The sequence below is a fragment of the Streptomyces sp. NPDC014882 genome (genome assembly GCF_043081325.1).
Lineage (GTDB): Bacteria > Actinomycetota > Actinomycetes > Streptomycetales > Streptomycetaceae > Streptomyces.
In genome coordinates this window covers 130412-151187 of record NZ_JBIBWL010000017.1, presented here as the reverse complement: position 1 = coordinate 151187, position 20776 = coordinate 130412, and the positions used below count along the sequence as shown (strand labels likewise).

At 72.3% G+C, this 20776-nt stretch carries 16 protein-coding genes; 13 read left to right on the top strand and 3 right to left on the bottom strand.

The window, feature by feature from the left end; genetic code table 11:
* Positions 1-140 precede the first annotated feature (140 nt).
* Positions 141-1601, bottom strand: coding sequence for an MFS transporter (locus ACF09K_RS30245; RefSeq protein WP_392248500.1), 1461 nt, complete (start codon positions 1599-1601; stop codon positions 141-143).
* 225 nt (positions 1602-1826) lie between these two features.
* Between ACF09K_RS30245 and ACF09K_RS30240 the strand changes: the two genes are divergently transcribed.
* The 3 genes from ACF09K_RS30240 (at position 1827) to ACF09K_RS30230 (ending at position 5703) form a co-directional block, all read left to right on the top strand.
* Entirely contained in the window at positions 1827-2444 is a 618-nt protein-coding gene (locus ACF09K_RS30240; protein WP_392248499.1) for a TetR/AcrR family transcriptional regulator, read from the top strand.
* Between the two features lie 488 nt (positions 2445-2932).
* Positions 2933-4267, top strand: a complete 1335-nt coding sequence (locus ACF09K_RS30235; protein ID WP_392248498.1) for a cytochrome P450 — start codon at positions 2933-2935, stop codon at positions 4265-4267.
* An 842-nt stretch (positions 4268-5109) separates the two neighbouring features.
* Positions 5110-5703, top strand: a complete 594-nt coding sequence (locus tag ACF09K_RS30230) for a Crp/Fnr family transcriptional regulator (protein WP_392248497.1) — start codon at positions 5110-5112, stop codon at positions 5701-5703.
* Here the strand turns inward: ACF09K_RS30230 and ACF09K_RS30225 are convergent.
* The gene (locus tag ACF09K_RS30225) at positions 5685-6380 is read right to left on the bottom strand and encodes a 4'-phosphopantetheinyl transferase family protein (RefSeq protein ID WP_392248496.1); all 696 of its coding nucleotides are present in this window, start codon (positions 6378-6380) and stop codon (positions 5685-5687) included. The two genes, ACF09K_RS30230 and ACF09K_RS30225, sit on opposite strands and share 19 nt — an antisense overlap.
* A gap of 67 nt (positions 6381-6447) precedes the next feature.
* Positions 6448-7749 (bottom strand): cytochrome P450, encoded by a 1302-nt coding sequence (locus ACF09K_RS30220; protein ID WP_392248495.1) that lies wholly within the window; start codon positions 7747-7749, stop codon positions 6448-6450.
* A 330-nt stretch (positions 7750-8079) separates the two neighbouring features.
* On the opposite strand from ACF09K_RS30220, the gene ACF09K_RS30215 reads away from it, so the two are divergent.
* The 10 genes from ACF09K_RS30215 to ACF09K_RS30170 all read left to right on the top strand — a co-directional run bounded on the left by ACF09K_RS30215 (position 8080) and on the right by ACF09K_RS30170 (position 20765).
* Complete coding sequence (locus tag ACF09K_RS30215; protein ID WP_392248494.1) at positions 8080-8838, top strand: Crp/Fnr family transcriptional regulator; 759 nt, start codon at positions 8080-8082, stop codon at positions 8836-8838.
* Between the two features lie 70 nt (positions 8839-8908).
* Positions 8909-10222 carry a cation:proton antiporter gene (locus ACF09K_RS30210; protein WP_392248493.1) on the top strand — a complete coding sequence of 438 codons (1314 nt, stop codon included), beginning with the start codon at positions 8909-8911 and terminating at the stop codon, positions 10220-10222.
* An 89-nt stretch (positions 10223-10311) separates the two neighbouring features.
* On the top strand, positions 10312-11211 hold the full coding sequence (locus ACF09K_RS30205; RefSeq protein WP_392248492.1) for a DUF6039 family protein: 900 nt from the start codon (positions 10312-10314) through the stop codon (positions 11209-11211).
* Entirely contained in the window at positions 11195-12427 is a 1233-nt protein-coding gene (locus ACF09K_RS30200; RefSeq protein ID WP_392248491.1) for a hydroxymethylglutaryl-CoA synthase family protein, read from the top strand. Before ACF09K_RS30205 ends, ACF09K_RS30200 begins: the two co-directional genes overlap by 17 nt.
* Before the next feature lie 4 nt (positions 12428-12431).
* Complete coding sequence (locus tag ACF09K_RS30195; RefSeq protein WP_392248490.1) at positions 12432-13223, top strand: enoyl-CoA hydratase-related protein; 792 nt, start codon at positions 12432-12434, stop codon at positions 13221-13223.
* Positions 13220-15646, top strand: coding sequence for an ACP S-malonyltransferase (gene fabD, locus ACF09K_RS30190; protein WP_392248489.1), 2427 nt, complete (start codon positions 13220-13222; stop codon positions 15644-15646). Before ACF09K_RS30195 ends, fabD begins: the two co-directional genes overlap by 4 nt.
* A gap of 102 nt (positions 15647-15748) precedes the next feature.
* Positions 15749-16699, top strand: a complete 951-nt coding sequence (locus ACF09K_RS30185; protein ID WP_392248488.1) for a DUF6039 family protein — start codon at positions 15749-15751, stop codon at positions 16697-16699.
* Positions 16700-16760: 61 nt separating this feature from the next.
* The gene (locus tag ACF09K_RS30180) at positions 16761-18569 is read left to right on the top strand and encodes an amino acid adenylation domain-containing protein (RefSeq protein WP_392248487.1); all 1809 of its coding nucleotides are present in this window, start codon (positions 16761-16763) and stop codon (positions 18567-18569) included.
* 20 nt (positions 18570-18589) lie between these two features.
* Positions 18590-19534, top strand: a complete 945-nt coding sequence (locus ACF09K_RS30175; RefSeq protein ID WP_392248486.1) for a chlorinating enzyme — start codon at positions 18590-18592, stop codon at positions 19532-19534.
* Between the two features lie 55 nt (positions 19535-19589).
* Positions 19590-20765, top strand: coding sequence for an alpha/beta fold hydrolase (locus tag ACF09K_RS30170; protein WP_392248485.1), 1176 nt, complete (start codon positions 19590-19592; stop codon positions 20763-20765).
* The last annotated feature ends 11 nt before the right edge of the window (positions 20766-20776 follow it).

Genomic DNA, 20776 nt, shown 5'->3' with positions numbered 1-20776 from the left:
CTGTTTCCCCCCCCCCGCCGGCCCCCGCCCGGGGGGGGTCCCGGCCAGGGGGCCCGGGGCGGTTATCGGGGGGCGACGGGCCGGGGGGGGGGGGGGGGGGGCCCCCGCCCCCCCCCCCCTCGACCAGGTCCTTCCGGCGGCTACTCCGGGTTCTTGGCCTGCGGGGCCGACGGCGAGCCGTCCGCCGAGAGCCCGGGCTCCGCGTCCGTGCCGGCGTCCATGCCGGGCATCATCCCCGGCATGGACGCGTTCGCGGCGGGCCGGACGAGGAGGACCACCAGGGCGAACGCGACGACCGTGAACGCCACCGCGACCAGGAAGCCGGCCGAGGCGCCCTCGGCCAGGACGTGCGCCGGGTCGCCCGTCGCCCCGTTCGTCGCCGCGCCGTACACGGTGATGATGACCGCCAGGCTCAGCGAACCGCCCATCTGCTGCGTCGCGTTGAGCAGGCCCGAGGCGGCCCCCGTGTCCTTCGTCTCCACGTCGGACACGCCGACCATGGTCATCGGCATGAACACCATGCCCGCCCCGAACCCGTACAGCAGCATGGGACCGAGCAGGTCGCCGAGGTAGGTGCTGTCGGCGGAGATGGCCGACAGCCAGACGAGCGCGCCCGTGATCAGGAGCGTCCCGGCCACCAGCGGCAGGCGCTGTCCGATCTTGGGGATGAGCTGCATCATCGCGCCGGAGACGAAGATGATCGAGACGCTGAGCGGCAGGAAGGCCAGGCCGGTCCTGATCGGGCTGTAGCCCAGCACGTTCTGGAAGAAGAGGGTCAGGAAGAAGAACATCCCGATCAGGGAGCCCATCATCGCCACCCCGAGGGCGTAGATGCCCGAGCGGTTGCGGCTGGCGAACAGGCGCAACGGGATGATCGGCTGCGAAGTGCGGCTTTCGATGAAGACGAACGCCACCAGCAGGACCACGGCCCCCACGAACGAGCCGATCGTGGTGGCCTCCCGCCAGCCGCTCTCGGAGGCGTGGATGAAGCCGTACACGAGCAGGGCGACGCCCCCGGTGGAAGTGATCGCGCCGCCGACGTCGAACCGGCCCTCGCTCCGCGCCGTCCTGCCGATGAACAGGGGCGCGGCCAGGGCCAGGGCGACGCCGATGGGCACGTTGACCAGCAGGACCCAGCGCCAGGAGGCCCACTCGGTGAGCAGCCCGCCTGCCACCAGGCCGATCGCGCCGCCCGCGCCCGATACGCCGGCGAACACCGCGAACGCCCGGTTGCGCTCCCGCTCGGTCGGGAAGCCGGTGGCGATCAGGGACAGCACCGTCGGTACGACGACGGCGGCCCCGGCGCCCTGGACGACGCGCATGCCCAGCAGCCATCCGGAGTTCTGGGCGAGGCCGCCGAGCAGGGACCCCAGCGTGAACAGCAGGATCCCGCCGATGAAGGCCGGGCGGCGGCCGAGGAGGTCACCGACCCGGCCGCCGAGCAGCAGCAGCCCGCCGAACGCGAGGATGTAGGCGTTGACCACCCACGACAGGTTCTGCGTGGAGAACCCCAGGGACGTCTGCACGCTGGGGAGCGCCACGTTCACGATGGTGGCGTCGAGGATTACCATGAGCTGGGCCATGGCGATGACAACCAGCATGAGGCCGGTGCGATGCGCTAGCCGGGGCGGGCTCGCCGGGGCTGCGACTGCGGGCGTGCTAACAGCCATTTGGTAGCCTTATCAGGGAAATGTCGAGGAAGCTTTAAGGAACTGCAGCGTTCACTGTTTGTCACCCTAGCAGTGGCAAGTAGGGAACGCAATCGTTCATACGCGGTCTGCCGGGCAGGCCGTCCGGGAAGTGGGGATGCCGTGTCCGGAGCCGGATTGGCTGCCGACGCCGCGGTCGAAGGCCAGGGCCCGCCCAGGAAGGCGGCGGCCAGCCGCCGGCGGGGCGAGGACCTGGAGCGCGCCATCTACTCGGCGGTGATCACCCAGCTCGAGGCCGTCGGCTATGCCAGGCTGACCATGGACCGGGTGGCGGCCGACGCCCGGACGGGCAAGGCGGCGCTCTACCGGCGCTGGCCCAGCAAGGCCGAGCTCGTGGTCGACACGCTCGACCACGCCCTGCCCGCCCCCGAGGACGCGCCCGACGAGGGCAACGTCCGCGACGACCTGGTCGAGCACATGCGGCAGAAGGCGGAGGTCCTCAACTCCCCGGTCGGCCGCGCGATGCAGAGCCTGCTGGCCGAGATCGACCGGGACGGGCCGATGGTCCGCCTGGTGCAGGAGCGCGTCTTCCAGCCCCGGCAGAACGTCTTCCAGCTGATCCTGGAGCGCGGGGTGCGGCGCGGCGAGATCCGTTCCGGCCGGCTCAGCCCGTTGGTCGCCGAACTCGGGCCCGCCATGCTGGTGCAGCGCTTCCTCGGCGACTCGTCCCCGGTTCCCGACGACTACCTGGTGGCCGTGGTGGACGAGCTGATCATGCCCATCGTCCGCCCGTAGCCGCCAGGACCGGCCTCACCGCCCACACCCTCCGGTACCGACCGCCGGCGATCGCTCAACACCGCGCTGGCGGCCCGGCGGCGGGTGCGTACTCGTCGGCGCCGGGCCGGTCCGGCCCGGGTCCTTGATCGATGACAGGCAGGGACGACGGCACCTACCGGCTCTTGCGGAGTCATCCTCGACGGTCCGGACCTCGCCCGCCCGGCCGGGTTCTCCAGGGACGTCCGGCGCTGCCACCGGGCGCGGGTCAGGGCGTCGGCACCCTCGGCGTCGACCGGCGCCCGGTCCGGCCGGCCCCGCGGGCGCGGTCGCCGGGTTCCGGTGCCACTGCTCAATTCTGAGCGCCGGGCGGCCACCGGCCCGGTCTAGCATCGCAACGCACTTGGACGACCTGCCGGTTGAGGCGAGGCGTCGGGTGAGTACCTCCTGTTCCAGTGGGAAAAGACGACGGGAGCGAGCTTATGTCGGGGGATCAGGTTGCCGGTTCTGTGCCGGTCGCGTCGGGCAGCGTCCTGCTCGCCGGGCACAGACCGGCCGTGGCGGCCCAGAGGCTGGCCTTCTTCGAGCGGGTCCGTTCCGAGGGACCCGTGCTGCGGCTGCGCATGGGCCGCACTCCCACCTTCCTCATCAACGACCACGCCATGGTCCGCGAAATACTCGGCGACGGCGGCGACACCTTCGCCCGGGGGCGGTTCTTCACCAAGGTGCGCCCGCTGGTCGGCAACGGGCTCGGCAGCTCCGACGGCGCCTTCCACCTGCGCCAGCGCCGGATGGTCCAGCCGGCGTTCAGCCACGACCACCCCGGGTACGACGTGGCCGCGCTGCTGGCCGGCATCAAGGCGCAGGTCGACACCTGGAAGCCCGGTGCCGTCCTGGACATGGCGCGGGAGATGGACACCCTGGCCAACGACCTGATCAACACCGCGTTGTTCTCCTCGGACAAGGTGGCCGGCGACGCCGCGACCATCCGGGCCACCATCGCCGACTTCATAGCCGGCGTCGGCATCCGCAGCGTGGTCCCCAGCGACCTGGTCGACAAGCTGCCCACCCCGGCCAACCGGCGCTTCATCCGGGCGCGGGACCGGCTCGAGGAGGCGCTGGCCTCGATCATCAACCGGTACCTGACCGACCCCCACGACCACGACGACATCCTGTCCAGCATGGTCGCCGCCCGGGACGCGGACGGCCGGCCCATGAGCCCGGGCGAACTGCGCGACGAGGTGCTGTCCATGCTGATCGCCGGCGGCGACAGCTCGGGACACGCCCTGGGCTGGGCCTTCCACGAGATCGCCCAGCACCCCACGGTCGCCCGGCGACTGCGCGAGGAGTTCGCCCAGGTGCTGGACGGGCGGGACCCCACCATGGGCGACCTGCGCCGACTGGTGTACACCCGCCAGGTCATCAATGAGACCCTGCGGCTGCGCACCCCCGGCTGGATGGACATGCGGCGCACCACCCGACCCGTACAGGTCGGCGGCTTCGCCTTCCCCGCCGAGGCCGAACTGCTGGTCAGCCTCACCGCCCTGCACCGCGACCCGGCCGTCTACTCCGATCCGACGACCTTCAACCCCGACCGGTGGTCACCGGGGCACCCCCAGCAGCCCCGCCGCGAGATGTTCATGCCCTTCGGGGCGGGTACCCGCCTGTGCGCCGGGGAATCGATGGCCAACCTGACGATGGCCTTCGCGCTGGCCACCGTGCTGCCCCGCTTCGAACTCCGGCCGGTACCCGGCCGCCCGGTCCGGGAGGTGTGCAAGGGCATCATGGGGGCCAGCGCGGTCCCGATGACCGTGCACCCGCTACCGGAGGCCAAGGCGGCATAACCCGTACCCCGGTGAGGAACGCCCCCGCCCGATCCGTGCTGCGGACCGGGGCCCCCGCCGGCGCGGTGCGGGCGGCGGTGCCCAGGTCCGGCCCACCGTGCTCACCGGAACGGCCCGGGACCTCGCTCGCCCTGCCCGGGCCGGTGCCGATGACGCGTGACGAGCGGGTCGTGCTCGCCCGTGGTCGAGCCGTCCGGCTCGGTGAGCCGGGGGCGGTGATCGCCCCTCGGGATGCGAGGATCGCGGCCGTAACCACGCGAATCGCCTACTGGACGCACCAGTTCGAGCGGCAGGCCCGGGAACCGGCACAGCCTCGGCAGCCGCCCCCGCGCAACGGCTCCCCCTCCTCGAAGGGCGATGCCCCCGGGAGGTGCCGCCGGGTGAGGAGCGCCGGGCCGAGCCGGGCGGCCGCTGGTGAGGGCAAGCAGAAGGGCGCGTCCGGGTCGGCGGGGTGTCAGGCCCGTGTCGCGCAGCAGCGCTCCCGCGGGCGTCGGCCCTGCGGGGTCGTCCTCCCCGGTCGGGGTGCCGCCCGGGCCGAGATCGGCAGTGTGCCGGGCGGCGATGGCTGCCGACTGCTCCTCCTTCGGCCGGTGATCGGGCTGGTGATCGGGCCGGTTATGGGCCGGGGCGGGCGGGTGGCCGGCGGCCTGCGGCGAGGTTTTCGGCCAGGGCGCGGAGGGCAGCTATAGAACGGCTTTTCGGCTTCATTATTGGCCGAAATCCGGCTTGATCAATGTGCGAGGCAATCGTATGCAGGGGGGAAGTGTATGTTCGTCTCCACGTCCATGTCGTTATGGGAGACTCTGCGGGACAAAATGGTGGGGAGCGGGAGATCGGCCCCGGTGGTGCGGCTGGTGCGCGGCGAGAACGTGTATTCCAGCGGCCAGTCGGACAACAGTCTTTACCTGGTCGAGGAGGGTCAGGTCAAGATTGTTTCGGGCTCTCCGGAGGGCAAGCAGTGCCTGCTCTCCATATGTGTGGAGGGGGAGTTCTTCGGTGAGCTGGGAATCCTCCAGGGAATGCGTGCGGAGACCGCGACGGCGATGAAGCGGAGCGTTCTGCGGAAACTGTCGGCGGCGCACGTGGCGGCGGTTCTGCAGGATCTGGAGAACGCCGAGGAGTTCGCCCTGCATTTGCTCGAACAACTGTCCGAGCAGCAGCAGTTGATCGCCAACATGGTGACCATGAACTGCGAGCAGCGGCTCGCGGTGACACTCCTCGATCTCGCCCGCAAGGTCGGCCGGCGGCAGGGGCCCGAGCTGAGAATGGAACGGCGGATAACGCACGAGGAACTCTCGGAAATGGTGGGGACCACGCGTTCCCGGGTGGGGTTCTTCCTGAAGCGGTTCTCCGACGACGGTCTGCTGGTGCACAGCGGCTCGGCCCAACTGACGGTGCACGAGACCCGGTTGGCGCGCTACGTGGCGAAGGTCTGAGGGGAGCCGGCAGGGGCGTCGCCGTGGTGGACCACCACCAGCCCGGCGGCGCCCGCGCCGCGGCGCAGGGCGAGCGCGGCGATGTGGCCGGAGCCCGGCCGCCACTGGTGGAACTGCCACTGGCCCGTGGTGTCGGCGGCCATCGTGATCGTCCCGGTGTCGGGCAGCGCGCCGAAGTCGCAGCGGTCGAACGGGTGGGAGAGACCCAGGCCGAGGGCCTTGGTGTAGGCCTCCTTCAGGGTCCAGTACCGAAGGAGGGCGTCGGCCTGCCCGCCGGTGGGCAGCCCGGCGAGCGCGGCGGCCTCGGCGGGGGCGAGCACTCCGGGCAGTGGGCGGGTGCGGTGCGGAGCGCTCTCCTCGACGTCGATGCCGCAGTCGGTCCCGCGGGTCACCACGCAGACGGCCGCACCGGGGGTGTGGGAGAGGTTGAACCTCAGCCCGGTCTCCGCGGTGCGGCCGGCGAGTTCCGGACGGCCGTGCCAGGTGGTGCGGAACTCCCACTGCTGCGGCGGGATCTCGGGGTGGCACCGGGTCAGCGCCGTGCGCAGCAGGGCGTGCCCCACCGCGTACTGGGCGCGGTCCCGGGCGAAGCGGAAGCGGGCCAGCCGGTCGTGCTCGGCGGGCGCGAGGAGCGCCAGCCCCGCCCGGACCGCGGCGTCGCGGTCCGAGTCGGGCACGCGCGCGGTCCACACGTGGGCCTCGCGCGTGCCGGGCCGGAGCCCTCGCCCTGTCATCCGGTGCGGGTCAGGCCCGTGGGCCGAGCTCGACCGGCAGCTCGACCAGGCCGCGCATGATCCGGGTGGGGCGCCAGCGCAGGTCGTCCCGGGTGCCGGAGAGCGAGATGTCCGGGTAGCGGCCGACCAGCGCCGCGATCGCCTCCTGGCCCTCGATCCGGGCGAGCGGGGCGCCGAGGCAGTGGTGCAGGCCGTAGCCGAAGGCCAGGTGCGGGTTGTCGGTGCGGGTGATGTCCAGCCGGTCGGGGTTCTCGAACTGCCGCTCGTCGCGGCTGGTCGAGGCGATGGAGACGGTGACCACGCTGCCGGCCGGGATCATGGTGCCGGCCACCTCGACGTCCTCGGTGGAGACCCGCATGGTGGACAGCTCCACCGGCGGGTCGTAGCGGAGGAACTCCTCCACCGCCGAGGCGACCAGGTCGGGCTTGGCCCGCAGCAGGGCGAACTGCTCCGGGTTGTCGAACAGCGTCAGGGTGCCGTTGGCGATCAGGTTGACGGTCGGTTCCTGGCCGGCGCTGAGCAGCAGCATCGCGGTGGAGACCACCTCGATCTCGGTGAGCCGGTTGCCCTCGTCACGGGCGACGATCAAGCCGGTGATCACATCGGGCTGCTGGTCGCTGGTGTCCACGTCGCTCTCCGCGAGGTCCTTGAGTTCCTCGCGGCGGCGGGCCAGCAGCTCGGTGAAGAAGGACTGCATCGCCGCGTAGCCCTCCTGCGGGGTGAGCGCGCCGTCGACCACCGCGTCCGGGGCGGTGAGCATGGCGGTGGCCCAGATCCGGAAGTTCTCCCGGTCGGCGTTCGGCACGCCGAGGATCTCGCAGATGACAGTGGTGGCCAGCGGGTGCGCGTAGCTCTCGATCAGGTCGACGGTCCGCTGCCCGGCGAGGCCGTCGAGCAGCTGCTCGGCGATCTCCCGCACGCGCGGGCGCATCGCCTCCATCCGGCGGTTGGTGAACGCCTTGCTGATCAGCTTGCGCAGCCGGGTGTGGTCCGGCGGGTCGGTGTTGACCAGGTGGTAGAGGTAGTCGGCGCGGTTGTCACGCTCGCCCTTGACGTAGCCGGCGTCACGCAGCTGGTCCCAGGCCAGGCCCGGGTCCTTGGCGAAGCGGGGGTCGTTCATGACGTCGCGGGCCTCGGCGTAGCGCAGCACGAGCCGGCGGTGGAGGCCGTTGGGTTCGCGGATGGTGTGGACGACGCCCTCGGCGCGCATGTCGGAGTACAGCGCGTAGGGGTCGACCCGCGGTCCGGTCGGCAGGACCTTCGGGTCCTCGGAACCGGACGGTGCGCCGGGCTGTGATGACCGGTCATTCACGGGGCATCTCCGTTCCTTGGCAGGTCGGCTCGTTCCGGCGGGTACGCCCGAGCGCCCCCGAACCTAGACCGGCCGAACCGGGCGTTTCTGCGCTGGATTGAGCATCGTGTGAAGTCGGCGGGGTGCCGCCACGGCCGGTTCGACATGCCCGCGTCCAATGGCGGCGAGGGCATTGGTGTCGGCCGGATCTTTTCCTATGCTTGCCCCCCGCACCTCGCTTATCCGTACATCCTGGCGATCTCAGACACCACTCCGACGCGTCCGCAGGGCCGGGCCGCCCGGACCGGGGCGACGCGTCCGTGCCGTTCTCTAGGCGATTCGAGGTTGAAGATGAGGGCAACGCTGGAGTACCACCGCACCCGTTCGACCACCACCGCGGTCCCCGTGCGGCGTGCCGCCGAGCAGGCCGACACCGACTCGGCCCGCTTCCGCACCAAGCTGCGCGCGCTGTGCGCCACGCGGCTGCACGACACCCCGACCCTGACGGTGCCCCGGCTGGGACACGTGTACATGGAGGGCGGCCAGGACCGGCACATATACGTGATCGAGACCGGTCAGGTCAAAACGCTGATGATCACCGGGAGCGGCAAGCGATGTCTGCTCTCCATCTCCGGGGCGGGCGACGTCCTGGGCGAACTGGGGCTGCTCGGAAGCGCCCGCTCCGACACCGCGGTCGCGCTGGAACCGGCGACGCTGCGCCAGATCCCGTGCGACCGGTTCCTCTCGGTGCTCGCCGAGGAGGGGCTGCTGCCGGAGTACGTGCGGCACCTCGGTGAGCGGGTGATCGAACAGCAGAAGATCATCGTCGACATGGTGACGCTGGAGTGCGAGCGCCGCCTGGCGGCCCGACTGCTGCTGCTCTCCCAGCAGATAGGCAAGCGCCGCGGCCGACTGGTGGTGATCCCGCCCCGGATCACCCAGGAGGAGCTCGCCGAGATGGTCGGCACCACCCGCTCCCGGGTCGGGCTGTTCCTCAAGCGCTTCCGGGAGACCGGCCTGGTCGGCACGGTGCAGGGCTCGCTGGCCGTCGACGTCCAGCGGCTCGGCGACTACATCGAGGGCCGGCTGCAGGCCGATGCTCAATTCTGAGTAGCTGGGCATTCGTCGCGATGCCGACCCTTGGGGCTCCGGAAGACCGGCCCCACGGGAGAGGTCGAACATGAGCGAGCATCAGACCCTGCTGTTCCTGATGCAACTGGCGGCCCTGCTGCTCGTCGGCTCCGGCATGGGCCAACTGGCCCGCCGGGTGGGCCTGCCGGGCGTGGTGGGCGAACTGCTCAGCGGTGTGCTGCTCGGTCCGACGGTGCTCGGACACCTCTCGCCGGCGGTGTTCGCCCGGATGTGGCCGGCCGACCCGTCGCAGACCCAACTGCTGGACGCGGTCAGCATGTTCGGCGTACTGCTGTTCATCGGGGTGTCCAGCGCGCACCTGGACCTGCGGATGCTGCGCCGCCGCCCCCGTACCGTGCTCTCGGTCAGCACCGCGGCGTTGGTGCTGCCGCTCGGCCTGGGCGTCGCCACCGGCCTGCTGCTGCCCGCCCGGCTGCTCGGCCCGCACGCCGACCGCTCCTCGTTCGCGCTGCTGATCGGCGTGGTGATGGGCGTCAGCGCGATCCCGGTGATCGCCAAGACACTGACCGACCTGGGCATGCTGCACCGCGACATCGGCCAGTTGACGCTGGCCGCGGCGGCCGGCGGGGACGTGGTCGCCTGGATACTGCTGTCGCTGGTCTCCACGATGACGGTGGGCGTCCTGACGGCCGGTCACGTCGTCTCCGGCGTCGGGAGCCTGCTGCTGTTCCTGGTCGTGGTGGTCGCCGCCCGACCGCTGCTGCGCGGGGCGCTGGGGCGGGCCGAGAAGGCCGAGGGCTCCGGGCCGGTGATCGCGATCACCGTGGTGGCGATCCTGGCCGCCGCGGCCGGCAGCCAGTCGCTGGGCCTGGAGTCGGCGCTCGGTGCGTTCGCGGTCGGCTGCCTGCTCAGCTCGCCGTCCCGGGAGACCGCGGTGCGGCTGGCCTCGCTGCGGACCGTCACGCTCTCGGTGTTCGCCCCGATCTTCCTGGCCGGGGCGGGCCTGAAGATGGACCTGACGGTGCTGGGCGACCCCCGGACGCTGGCCGCCGCCGCGGTGGTGCTGCTGCTCGCCGTCGTCGGCAAGTTCGCCGGCGCCTACCTGGGCGCCCGGTTCGGCCGCCTGACGCACTGGGAGGGCCTGGCGCTGGGCGCCGGGCTGAACGCCCGTGGCGCGGTCGAGGTGGTGGTGGCGACCATCGGCCTGCGGCTCGGCGTGTTCAGCCCGGCGACGTACTCGATCGTCGTGCTGGTCGCCGTGCTCACCTCGATGATGGCCGCGCCCGCCCTGCGCTGGACCATGGCGAAGGTCGAGCACCGCTCCGAGGAGCACCTGCGGGCCGCCGAACTCGCCGCCTGGTCGGACCGCGCCTCGGTGCCGGCCGACCCTGCGCAGAATTGAGCAGAAAGAATCCGCCGCGCGCTCTTAATGTGATCCGGTTGTGTTGTAGAAGACATGGATTAATTTCCGTGGAAAAGGAGGCGGGCAACGTGACGGCCGCAGTGAATTCCAGCACGCAACCCAGGATCAGGCCGGCGTTCCACCAGACCACGGTGCCGTTGGACAAACTGCTGAATTCTGCCGACGCGGGATTCCTCATCCACCGGGTCGGGCAGCTGAAGAACGAGTTCCGCGAGGAAGGCATGTCCTTCTCCGCGGACCTGGTCGACCTGATCAACAACGCCCAGGTCGGCTACGTCTCGATTTTCGCCTTCGAGGAGCTGTTCGGGACGCAGAGCCGGCTGCACTGGCTGCTGCACCTGAAGGAGCCCAGCGACTACCGGCGGATGCTCGACATGGTCGACCACTCGCAGAAGTGGGCCGAGGTGTCCGCCGACGACCGGCTGCCCACCAAGGGCGGCGGCAACTGGGAGCGGATGTTCGTCGAGGGCTCGATGACCGAGACGATCATCTGCCCGCAGCACGGCCTGAGCCACCACGACGAGGACGACGACCACCCGCTGGACACCTTCCAGCCGCCGGCCCGCTACCAGTCCCGGCTCGCTCCCGAGCAGCTGCTGCACTCCGTGAACACCCCGCTCACCGTGCACCGGCGTCTCCAGGTCCGGTACGCGCTGCGCGAGGAGGCCCGGAAGTTCTGGTTCGACTGGGCCGGACACGTCTCCGAGACGATGGTCGGCCGGGCCACCGCCTTCCTCTACGAGGAGATGTGGGGCCAGCAGGACCGCCTGCACCTGCTGATCCACCTCGCCTCCCAGGACGCCTACCACGAGCTGACGGCCCTGCAGGAGAACGACCCGGAGCTGCGCCGCCTGATGGCCTCCCAGGTCGTCCCCGACAGCAAGGGCGGCGGCGGCTGGCACCGCACGGTGCTCGACGGCACGATGACCGACACCCTCTGGGCGCCGCTGCATGGCCGTCGGAGTTGAGGCGGCCCACGCCTATGTCGGGCGGGCCGCCCTGGACGTCAGGGAGCTGTTCCACGCACGCGGACTGGACCTGGGCCGCTTCGACAACCTGATGATGGTGCAGAAGTCGGTCAACCTGCCGTGCGAGGACCCGGTCACCAACGCCGTGAACGCGGCCAGGCCGATCCTCGACCGGCTCACCGGGGAGCAGCGCGACAGCATCGAGGCGGTGATCGTCGGCACCGAGTCCGGCCTGGACTTCGGCAAACCGATCAGCACCTACGTGCACCACCACCTCGGCCTCGGCAGGCGCTGCCGCTCCTTCGAGGTCAAGCACGCCTGCTACGGCGGCACCGCGGCACTGCGCACCGCGCTCGGCCTGCTGGCGGGCAGCCCCCGCCCGCGGGCCCGTGCGCTGGTGATCGCCGCCGACGCGGGTGGCTCGGTGGTCGGCATGCCGTACTGGGAACCGTCCCACGGCGCCGGCGCGGCCGCCCTGCTGCTCGGCCCGGAACCCGAGGTCCTCGACCTCGACCCCGGCGCGGCCGGCCTCTACAGCTACGAGGTGATGGACACCTGCCGCCCGCGCCCCGACCTGGCGGCCGGCGACTCCGACCTCTCGCTGCTGGCCTACCTGGAGTGCCTGGAGCGCTCCTTCGCCGACTACCGGGAGACGGTCGCGGGGGCCGACATCGTCGACTCCTTCGACCACCTGGCCTTCCACACCCCGTTCGGCGGGATGGTCAAGGGCGCCCACCGGCACCTGATGCGCCGGGTCAAGCGGATGTCCCCGGACGCCATCGAGGCCGACTTCCGGACCCGGATGGCCGCCTCGCTGGTCGACCCGGCCCGGATCGGCAACACCTACGCGGCCGGCCTGTTCGTCGCCCTGCTCTCGCTGATCGAGCACGGCGACTTCCGCGAGCCGCGCCGGGTCGGCCTGTTCTCCTACGGGTCGGGCTGCGCCTCGGAGTTCTACAGCGGCGTGGTCGGCACCGGGGCGCCCGCCGTGCTCGCCCGGTACCGGACCGCAGAGCGCCTGGACGCCCGGCACCGGCTCACCGTCGCCGACCACGACCGGCTGGCGAAGCACACCGCCGAGGGCGCCCCCGGCGTGCAGGACGCGGTCCTCGACGTGTCGCGGTACGCGGACGTCTACGACCCGGCGCTGCACGGCAGGGAACTGCTGGTGCTGGACCGGATCGAGAACTTCCACCGGCGCTATCGATGGAGCTGAGCAGATGGACCTGAGCACGGGGCACCGCACGATCCGACTCTCCGGAGTGCCGGGCGTCCTCACCGTCGCCCTCGACCGGCCGGACGCGCAGAACAGCATCGACACCGCCATGATCCGGGAACTGCACGCGGCGCTCGACACCGCCGAGGCCGACCCGGACTGCCGGGTGGTGGTGCTGACCGGCGGCGACGGCGTGTTCTGCACCGGCATGGACCTGCTCGGGGCGGCCGCCGAGGGCCGCCCCGACCGGGAGCGGGCGGCGCAGGGCGGCGCCGAGTTCCTCGGCCTGCTCAAACGCCTCACCCTCACCCCCCGGGTGGTGGTCGCCACCGTCGACGGCCGGGTGGCCGGCGGCGGCGTCGGCCTGGTCGCCGCCAGCGACTTCGTGCTCGCCACGCCCCGTTCCACGTTCAGCCTGCCCGAGGCGCTGTGGGGCCTGCTGCCGTGCAGCGTCGCCCCGTTCCTGATCCGGCGCACCGGCTTCCAGAAGGCGTACGCGATGAGCCTGAGCACCCTGCCGGTGACCGCCGACCAGGCACTGCTGTCCGGCCTGGTCGACCAGCTGGCCGACCCGCTCCGGCCGGCGCTGCGCCGGCTCGCCTTCCGGGTCACCAAGGTGGAGGGCGCCACGGTCGGCGACCTGAAGCGGTACTTCGCCAAGATGTGGATCGTCACGCCGGAGGTCGAGCGCACCGCGATCGACGAGTTCGCCCGGCTGATGTCCTCCGACGGCGTCGGCCGCCGGATCGCCGACTTCGCCGAACGGCAGCGCTTCCCGTGGGAGGGCGACTCGTGACGCGGCGGACCGCATGGCTCTTTCCCGGCCAGGGCGCGCAGCGCCGCGGCATGGGGCGTGACCTGTTCGACCGCTACCCGGAGGCGATGGCCGCCGCCGACCGGATCCTCGGCTTCTCGGTGCGCGAACTCTGCCTCGACGACTCCGGCGGGCGGCTCACCGACACCCGCTACCTGCAGCCCGCGCTGTTCGTCGTCAACGAGCTGACCCGGCGCGCGTACGCGGCCCGCGAACCCGCCCCCGACTACCTCGCCGGGCACAGCCTCGGCGAGTACAACGCGCTGCTCGCCGCCGACGCCTTCGACTTCGAGACCGGACTCGCCCTGGTGGCCCGCCGCGGCGAACTGATGGGCCGGGCCACCGGCGGCGCGATGACCGCCGTGGTCGGCCCCGGCGTCGCCCGGATCGCCGACCTGCTCGCCGAGGCCGGCGTCGACGACGTCGACCTCGCCAACCTCAACTCCGCCGAACAGGTGGTCCTCTCCGGCCCCGCCGAGTCGCTGCGCCGCGCCGCCGGGGCCGTCACCGCCGCGGGCGCGGGCCGCTGCGTCCCGCTGCGGGTCAGCGCCGCCTTCCACTCCCGCCACATGGCCGACGCCGCCCGCGAGTTCGCCGCCTTCCTGGACGGCTTCGAGCTGCGCGACCCCCGCATCCCGGTGATCGCCAACGTCACCGCCCGGCCCTACCGCCCCGGCGAGGTCGGCCGGCTGCTGACCGCCCAGGTGCACAGCGCGGTCCGCTGGTCCGAGAGCATGCGCCACCTGCTGGCGCAGGGCGTCCACCGGGTCGCCGAACAGGGCCCGGGCCGGGTGCTGACGGGGCTGTGGGACGCGGCGGTGAAGGACGCGGCGAACGGGCCGGCGCCGGCACCGCAGGCCGCCGCGGGCAGCGCCCCGGGACCCGCGGAGGCCGGAGAGGCCCCCGCCGGGGCGGCCGCCGCCGGGCGGGCGGCACCTGCCGCGCCCGCTTCGGCCCCGGCCGCCGTCCTGGCGCCTCCCCCGTCCCGGGGCGGCGCGGCCGCGGGCTCGGCGACTCCTGTGCCCGAGCCTTCCGCCGGCGGTCCGACCGCACTGACCCCGGAGCGGCTGGGCTCGGCGGCGTTCCGGGCCGACTACGGGGTGCGCTACGCGTACCTGGCCGGGTCGATGTACAAGGGCATCGCCTCCACCGAACTGGTGGCCCGGATGGCGCGGGCCGGACTGCTCGGGTACTTCGGGACCGGCGGGCTGCGGACCGAGCGGATCGAGGCGGCGGTCGCCGCGCTCCGCGCCGAACTGGGCCCGGGCGGCGGCTTCGGGATGAACCTGCTGCACGCGCTGCACGACCCGGCGCTGGAGGAGGCCACCGTGCGGCTGTTCCTGCGGCACGGGGTGCGGTTCGTCGAGGCGTCGGGCTTCACCCAGCCGACCCGGGCGCTGGTGCTGTACCGGCTGAGCGGGGCGCACCGGGACGGCGCGGGCCGGGCGGTGGCGCCGAACCGGCTGCTGGCCAAGGTCTCCCGGCCGGAGGTGGCGACGGCGTTCATGGAGCCCGCGCCGGAGGCGCTGGTACGGGGGCTGCTCGCCGACGGGCTGCTGACCGCCGCGGAGGCCGGGGCGGGCCGCGTGCTGCCGCTGGCGGGGGAGGTGTGCGCGGAGGCCGACTCGGGCGGGCACACCGACGCGGCGGTGGCGTACACCCTGATGCCCGCGATGACGGGCCTGCGGGACCGGATCGTGGCCGAGCGCGGCTACCCGGACGGCATCCGGGTCGGCGCGGCGGGCGGCCTGGGCGCGCCGGAGAGCCTGGCGGCGGCGTTCGTGCTGGGCGCGGACTTCGTGGTCACCGGCTCGGTCAACCAGTGCACCCCGCAGGCCGGGACGTCCGACGCGGTGAAGGACCTGCTGGCGCAGGCCGACGTCCAGGACACCGGGTACGCGCCGGCCGGTGACATGTTCGAGATCGGGGCGCGGGTGCAGGTGCTGCGGCGCGGCACGCTGTTCGCGGCACGCGCCAACAAGCTGTACCAGACGTACCGCCGGTACGACGGCCTGGAGGCGATCGACGCCAAACTGCGGCGGACGATCGAGGAGGACTGGTTCCACCGCGACCTCGAGCAGGTCTGGAAGGAGACCCGCGAGTACCACCTGCGGGCCGGCCGCCCGCAGGAGGTCGAGCGGGCCGAGCGGGACCCCAGGCACCGGATGGCGCTGGTGTTCCGCTGGTACTTCGTGCACAGCACCCGGACGGCGATGCGCGGCGACCCGGCCGAGCGCGTCAACTACCAGATCCACACCGGTCCGGCGATCGGCGCGTTCAACCGCTTCGCCGCCGGCACCGCGCTCGCCGACTGGCGCAACCGCCATGTCGACGCCGTCGCCGAGGCGCTGATGACCGGCGCGGCCCGGGTCCTCCGCGACCGTTTCTCCTCGCTGGGCCGGTAATTCGGCGGCCTGCTCAATAGTGAGCTGCGCCGATCTCCGAAGAAATGGCGTAATCGTGCCGCGCAGAGCGGCAATTTGAACCATTCACCAAGGAGCCCGTTCATGTCCGAGAAGGCCGATTCCGAATTCTCCACCCCGGTCGCCCAGCAGCAGACGTCCCTTCCGGCCGCGGATATCCTGCATTCGGCGAACGCCGGTGTCGTGGTCGAGCGCGTCGGGCAGCTGCGGGCCGAATTCCGCTCGGAGGGCAGGCAGTTCGCCCGTGAGCTGTCCGAGTACCTGAACACCCGGTACGTCGGCGTGGCGACCACCTTCGTCTACGAGGAGACCTTCGGGACCAAGGACACCCTGCACTGGCTGCTGCACATGCGCTCCCTGGAGGCGTACGAGACCCTCGTCCGCATGGGCTCCCAGGACGAGGGCTGGCGCGAGGTGATGTTCCGCAACCGCATCCCGGAGGAGCGCGGCGGCGGCTCCTGGGACCGGATGTTCCTGGACGGCGGCCTGAAGGAGACGGTCCTCATCCCGCAGAGCTTCGGGATGTACGGCACCGCCGACACCGAGCTGTCCTCGGTGGTCGAGGACGGCGGCGTGGACCGCTTCGTGGTGCCGACCGCCGAGCACCAGACCTCGCAGAAGCCCGACGAACTGCTGCACTCCGCCAACTCCGGCATCATCATGCACCGCACCGGCGAGCTGAAGTACGAGTTCCGCGCCGAGGGCCGGGAGTTCGCCCGCGCGCTGACCGAGAGCTGGAACGCCTCACTGGGCGGCGAGGCGACCATCTTCCTCTACGAGGAGGCGTTCGGCCTGTCCGACCGGATCCACTGGTTCATCCACCTGCGCAAGCTCAGCTCCTACTACAACCTGATGGGCCTTCGGGCGCGTACCGGCCCGGCCGCGCGCGAGGTGTTCACCAAGCAGTGGATCCCGGAGGAGAAGGGCGGCGGCGGCTGGGAGCGGATGTTCGTCCAGGGCAGCCTGCGGGACCTGGCCCTGACCCCGCAGCACTGGGGCATGTACGCCACCAAGGCCGGCGCCGCCCAGGGCTGACCGCCCCGGCGCGCTCCCGGCGCGCCCACCCCGCGAACCCGTACCGGATGGGAGATCCGCCATGGTTTCCGGCAAGACGCTGCACCAACTCTTCGAAGTCCAGGCCGCGAGGACGCCGGACCGCGTGGCGGTGAGCGGGGCGGACCGCGCCCTCACCTACCGCGAGCTGAACGCCGAGGCCGACGCGGTGGCCGCCCGGCTGCGGCAGGCCGGCGCCGGCCCCGACCGGCTGATCGGCCTGTGCGTCGACCGCAGCGCCGACCTGGTGGTCGGCCTGCTCGGCATCCTCAAGGCGGGCGCCGCGTACGTGCCCGTCGACCCGGCCTACCCGGCCGAGCGGGTCGCCTTCCTGCTCGACGACAGCCAGGTCTCCGCGGTGGTCTCGGTGTCCCGGGTCGCCGAGCGCCTCGCGGACTGCGCGGCGCCGGTGGTCTGGCTCGACCGCGACACCGAGCCGCCGGCCGCGCCGGCCGCGCCCGTCGCGGTCGAGGAGTCCCGGGAGAGCGACCTCGCGTACGTCATCTACACCTCCGGCTCGACCGGCGTCCCGAAGGGCGTCCTGGTCGAACACCGCAACGCGGTCCGCCTGTTCGAGCAGACCGCCGAGCTGGTCGGCTACCGCGCGGACGACGTGTGGACGCTGTTCCACTCGATCAGCTTCGACTTCTCGGTCTGGGAGCTGTGGGGCGCGCTGCTGCACGGCGGCCGCCTGGTGGTGGCCGGCACCGAGACCGTCCGCTCCCCGGAGCTGCTGCACAAGCTGCTCGCCGACGAGGGCGTCACGGTGCTCAACCAGACCCCGTCCGCGTTCCGCCGCCTGGTGGGCGCCTCCACCGCGAAGCTGCCCGCGCTGCGCCTGGTGGTGTTCGGCGGCGAGCGCCTGGACGTCAAGCTGCTGGAGCCCTGGTTCGCCCGCTACGGCGACGAGCGGCCCGCGCTGGTCAACATGTACGGCATCACCGAGACCACGGTCCACGTGACCGCCCGTCCGATCACCCGCGCCGACCTCGACGAGCCCGGCGTCAGCCCGATCGGCCGCCCGCTGCCCGGCGTCACCCTGCACCTGCTCGACGAGGCCGGCAGCCCGGTCGCCGACGGCACCCCCGGTGAGCTGTACGTCGGCGGCACCGGCGTGGCCCGCGGCTACCACCGCCGGCCCGAGCTGACCGCCGAGCGCTTCCGCACGGTCGGCACCGGCGCGGACGCGGTGCGCCTGTACCGCTCGGGCGACCGCGCGGTGCGCACCGCCGACGGCGAGTACCTGTACGTCGGCCGGGCCGACGACCAGATCAAGATCCGCGGTTTCCGGATCGAGCCCGGCGAGATCGAGGCGCTGCTCGCCGACGACCCGCGGCTGGCCTCGGCGATCGTCGTCCCGCAGGACCACGGCGAGGGCGACGTCCGGCTGACGGCCTACCTGGTGCCGCGGCCAGGCGCCGAGATCGGCGACGAGGCGCTCGGCCGGCTGGTCGCCGCGGTGTCCGCCCGGGCCGCGGGCACGCTGCCCGAGCACATGCGGCCCTCCGCGTACCGGCTGATCACCGAGGTGCCGACCACCGCGCAGGGCAAGGTCGACCGTTCGGCGCTGCCCGCCCTGCCGCACCGGCAGGCCCCGGCCGGCCCGGCGGGCGGCGGCGTGGAGCTGACGCCCACGCAGCGGCAGGTCGACGCGATCGTCACCGAGGTGCTGGCCCGGCCGGGCATCGGCCTCGACGACGACCTGTTCGAGCACGGCGCCACGTCGCTGGCGTTCATGCGGGTGATCGCCTCCGTCAACCGCCGCTGGAAGCTGTCGCTGACCGGCGCGGAACTCGACGCGGCGACCGTCCGCCAGCTGTCCGCCTGCGTGGACGCGCAGGACCCGAAGTGAGTGGAGAGAGGAGCACCACCGTGCCCGACGTGACCGGCGGCTTCACGCTGACGCCCGAGGAACGCGCGAGCTTCCAGGAGCGCGGCTACTTCGGCCCGTTCAAGGTGTACGAGATCGAGGAGATGCAGCGCCGCTGGCGGATCGAGCGGCTGCGGCTGATGGACCGCAGCAACGCCGTCTACCAGGACGAGGCGGCGCAGTCCGGCAACACCAACATCTCCAACTACGACCGGCACCTGGACTCGGAGTTCCTCGCGGACCACATCTGCCGGCCGGAGATCGTCGACCGGGTGGCCAGCGTGCTCGGGCCCGACGTGCTGTGCTGGCGCAGCGAGTTCTTCCCGAAGTACCCGGGCGACGAGGGCACCGACTGGCACCAGGCCGACACCTTCGCCAACGCCTCCGGCGTGCCGCAGATCCTGTGGCCCGACGAGCACAAGGACTTCGGCGGCACCATCACGGTGTGGACGGCGTTCACCGAGGCCGACGAGGACAACGGCTGCCTGCAGTTCATCCCCGGCTCCCACACCCGGATGAACTACGACGAGACCAAGAAGATGCACTACACCCCGGACTCCATCAACCAGGTGGACAAGGGCGGCATCCGCCGCGGCTTCTTCGGCTACGACTACCGCGAGCTGCAGGTCGACGCCGACTTCAAGCCCGACGAGTCGCAGGCGGTGTCGATGGTCATGCGTCCGGGCGAGGCGATCATGTTCTGGTCGACCCTGATGCACGCCTCCTGGCCGCACAGCGCCAAGACCGACGAGATGCGCCTGGGCTTCGCCGGCCGGTACGTGCCGACCTCGGTGCGGGTCTACCCCGACACCGAGCAGATCGAGGAGTACGGCGGCACCGTCTCGCTGGAGCGCTACGGCGCCGTCCTGGTCGGCGGCGAGAACCGGTACGACCACAACCGGATGGTCACCCGGACCACCCTCGGCCACCCGTTCACCACCCGCTGACACCGACCGGCACCTACTGACACCGACCGACACCGACCGGAAGGCGTACGAGCCGATGACCGAGCACGAGGCCCGGGCCGCCGCGACCGCACTCGCCGAGGCGGTGCGCGGTCTGCGGGCGCTGGCCGTGCGCCTCGACCCGCCCGCCCGGGTGGCCGTGCCCGCCGGTCCGCGTGCCGGACTGCTGGCCGCGCTGGCCGAGCGGCTCGGCGTCCCGCTGGCCGTCGGACCGGCCGTCCCGGACGGGGAGAACGGTGTCTTCGAACGGATCATCGGCGAACGGCTCGGCCCGGCCCTCGGCCGGTCCGAGCTGGACGGCTTCCCGGCCGGACCCGCCGGGATCACCGAAATCGCCGACCGGGTGGCCGCCGCCTCCTTCGACAGGTTCCGCACCGCCCTGGACGCCGTCGCCCCCGACGGCGCCCGGCTGCCCGTCTACACGGCCGGCGACCCGGCCGCGCCCGCGGTCCTGATCGCCTCCGCCTGTGGAATGCCCGCCGAACTGTGTTCCCGCTGGCTGGAGTTGCTCGGTGGCGAGTACCGGATCGTCACCTGGGAGACCCGCGGCCTGTTCACCGACGAACCCGACTTCGACACACTCGGATGGGACACCGGGGCGCAGGCCGGGGACGTCTTCGCGGTCATGGACCACCTCGGCATCCGCACCGCCCACCTGCTGGGCTTCTGCGGCGGCAGCGTGGTCGCGCTCGCCGCGGCCCGCCGCAGCCCGGAGCGGATCGACTCGCTCAGCCTCTGGCACGGCGCCTACGAACTCGGACCGGACTCGCCCAAGCTGGACCACCACCGGAACATCCAGGCACTGATGGCGATGGCCGCCGAGGACCGCGACGCCGCCGCCGCCGTGCACGCGGTGTTCCTCGGCACCATGCTCGGCGGCACCCCGCCCGACCTCGCGCACCTGGTGCTCTACCCCTTCGCCACCTCCGAACTGTTCTACCGCTACTGCCGGTTGAACGGCGCCATCACCGACATCGACGTCAACCCGCTGCTGGCCGGCGTCGACCACCCCACGCTGGTGGTCACCAGCGAGGACGACACCACGGCCAATCCGCTCGGATCGGCCGAGGTGGCCCGGCGGCTGCCCAACGCGACGCTCAGCGTCGAGCCGACCGGCGATCACATCTCACTCTTCAAGTTGGGCGGCCGACTGGGCGAACTCGCGCTGGGCTTCCTGCGCGAGCACCCCGGCGGCCAGGCCGCCCCGCGCTGAGACGGGACTCA

Bases quoted from the DNA above. Each gene is read 5' to 3' on its own strand.
- ACF09K_RS30245 (WP_392248500.1), bottom strand. From the start codon at position 1,601: ATGCTGGTTGTCATCGCCATGGCCCAGCTCATGGTAATCCTCGACGCC.
- ACF09K_RS30215 (WP_392248494.1), top strand. From the start codon at position 8,080: ATGAGGGCAACGCTGGAGTACCACCGCACCCGTTCGACCACCACCGCG.
- ACF09K_RS30210 (WP_392248493.1), top strand. From the start codon at position 8,909: ATGAGCGAGCATCAGACCCTGCTGTTCCTGATGCAACTGGCGGCCCTG.
- ACF09K_RS30200 (WP_392248491.1), top strand. From the start codon at position 11,195: ATGGCCGTCGGAGTTGAGGCGGCCCACGCCTATGTCGGGCGGGCCGCC.
- ACF09K_RS30195 (WP_392248490.1), top strand. From the start codon at position 12,432: ATGGACCTGAGCACGGGGCACCGCACGATCCGACTCTCCGGAGTGCCG.
- ACF09K_RS30185 (WP_392248488.1), top strand. From the start codon at position 15,749: ATGTCCGAGAAGGCCGATTCCGAATTCTCCACCCCGGTCGCCCAGCAG.
- ACF09K_RS30180 (WP_392248487.1), top strand. From the start codon at position 16,761: ATGGTTTCCGGCAAGACGCTGCACCAACTCTTCGAAGTCCAGGCCGCG.
- ACF09K_RS30170 (WP_392248485.1), top strand. From the start codon at position 19,590: ATGACCGAGCACGAGGCCCGGGCCGCCGCGACCGCACTCGCCGAGGCG.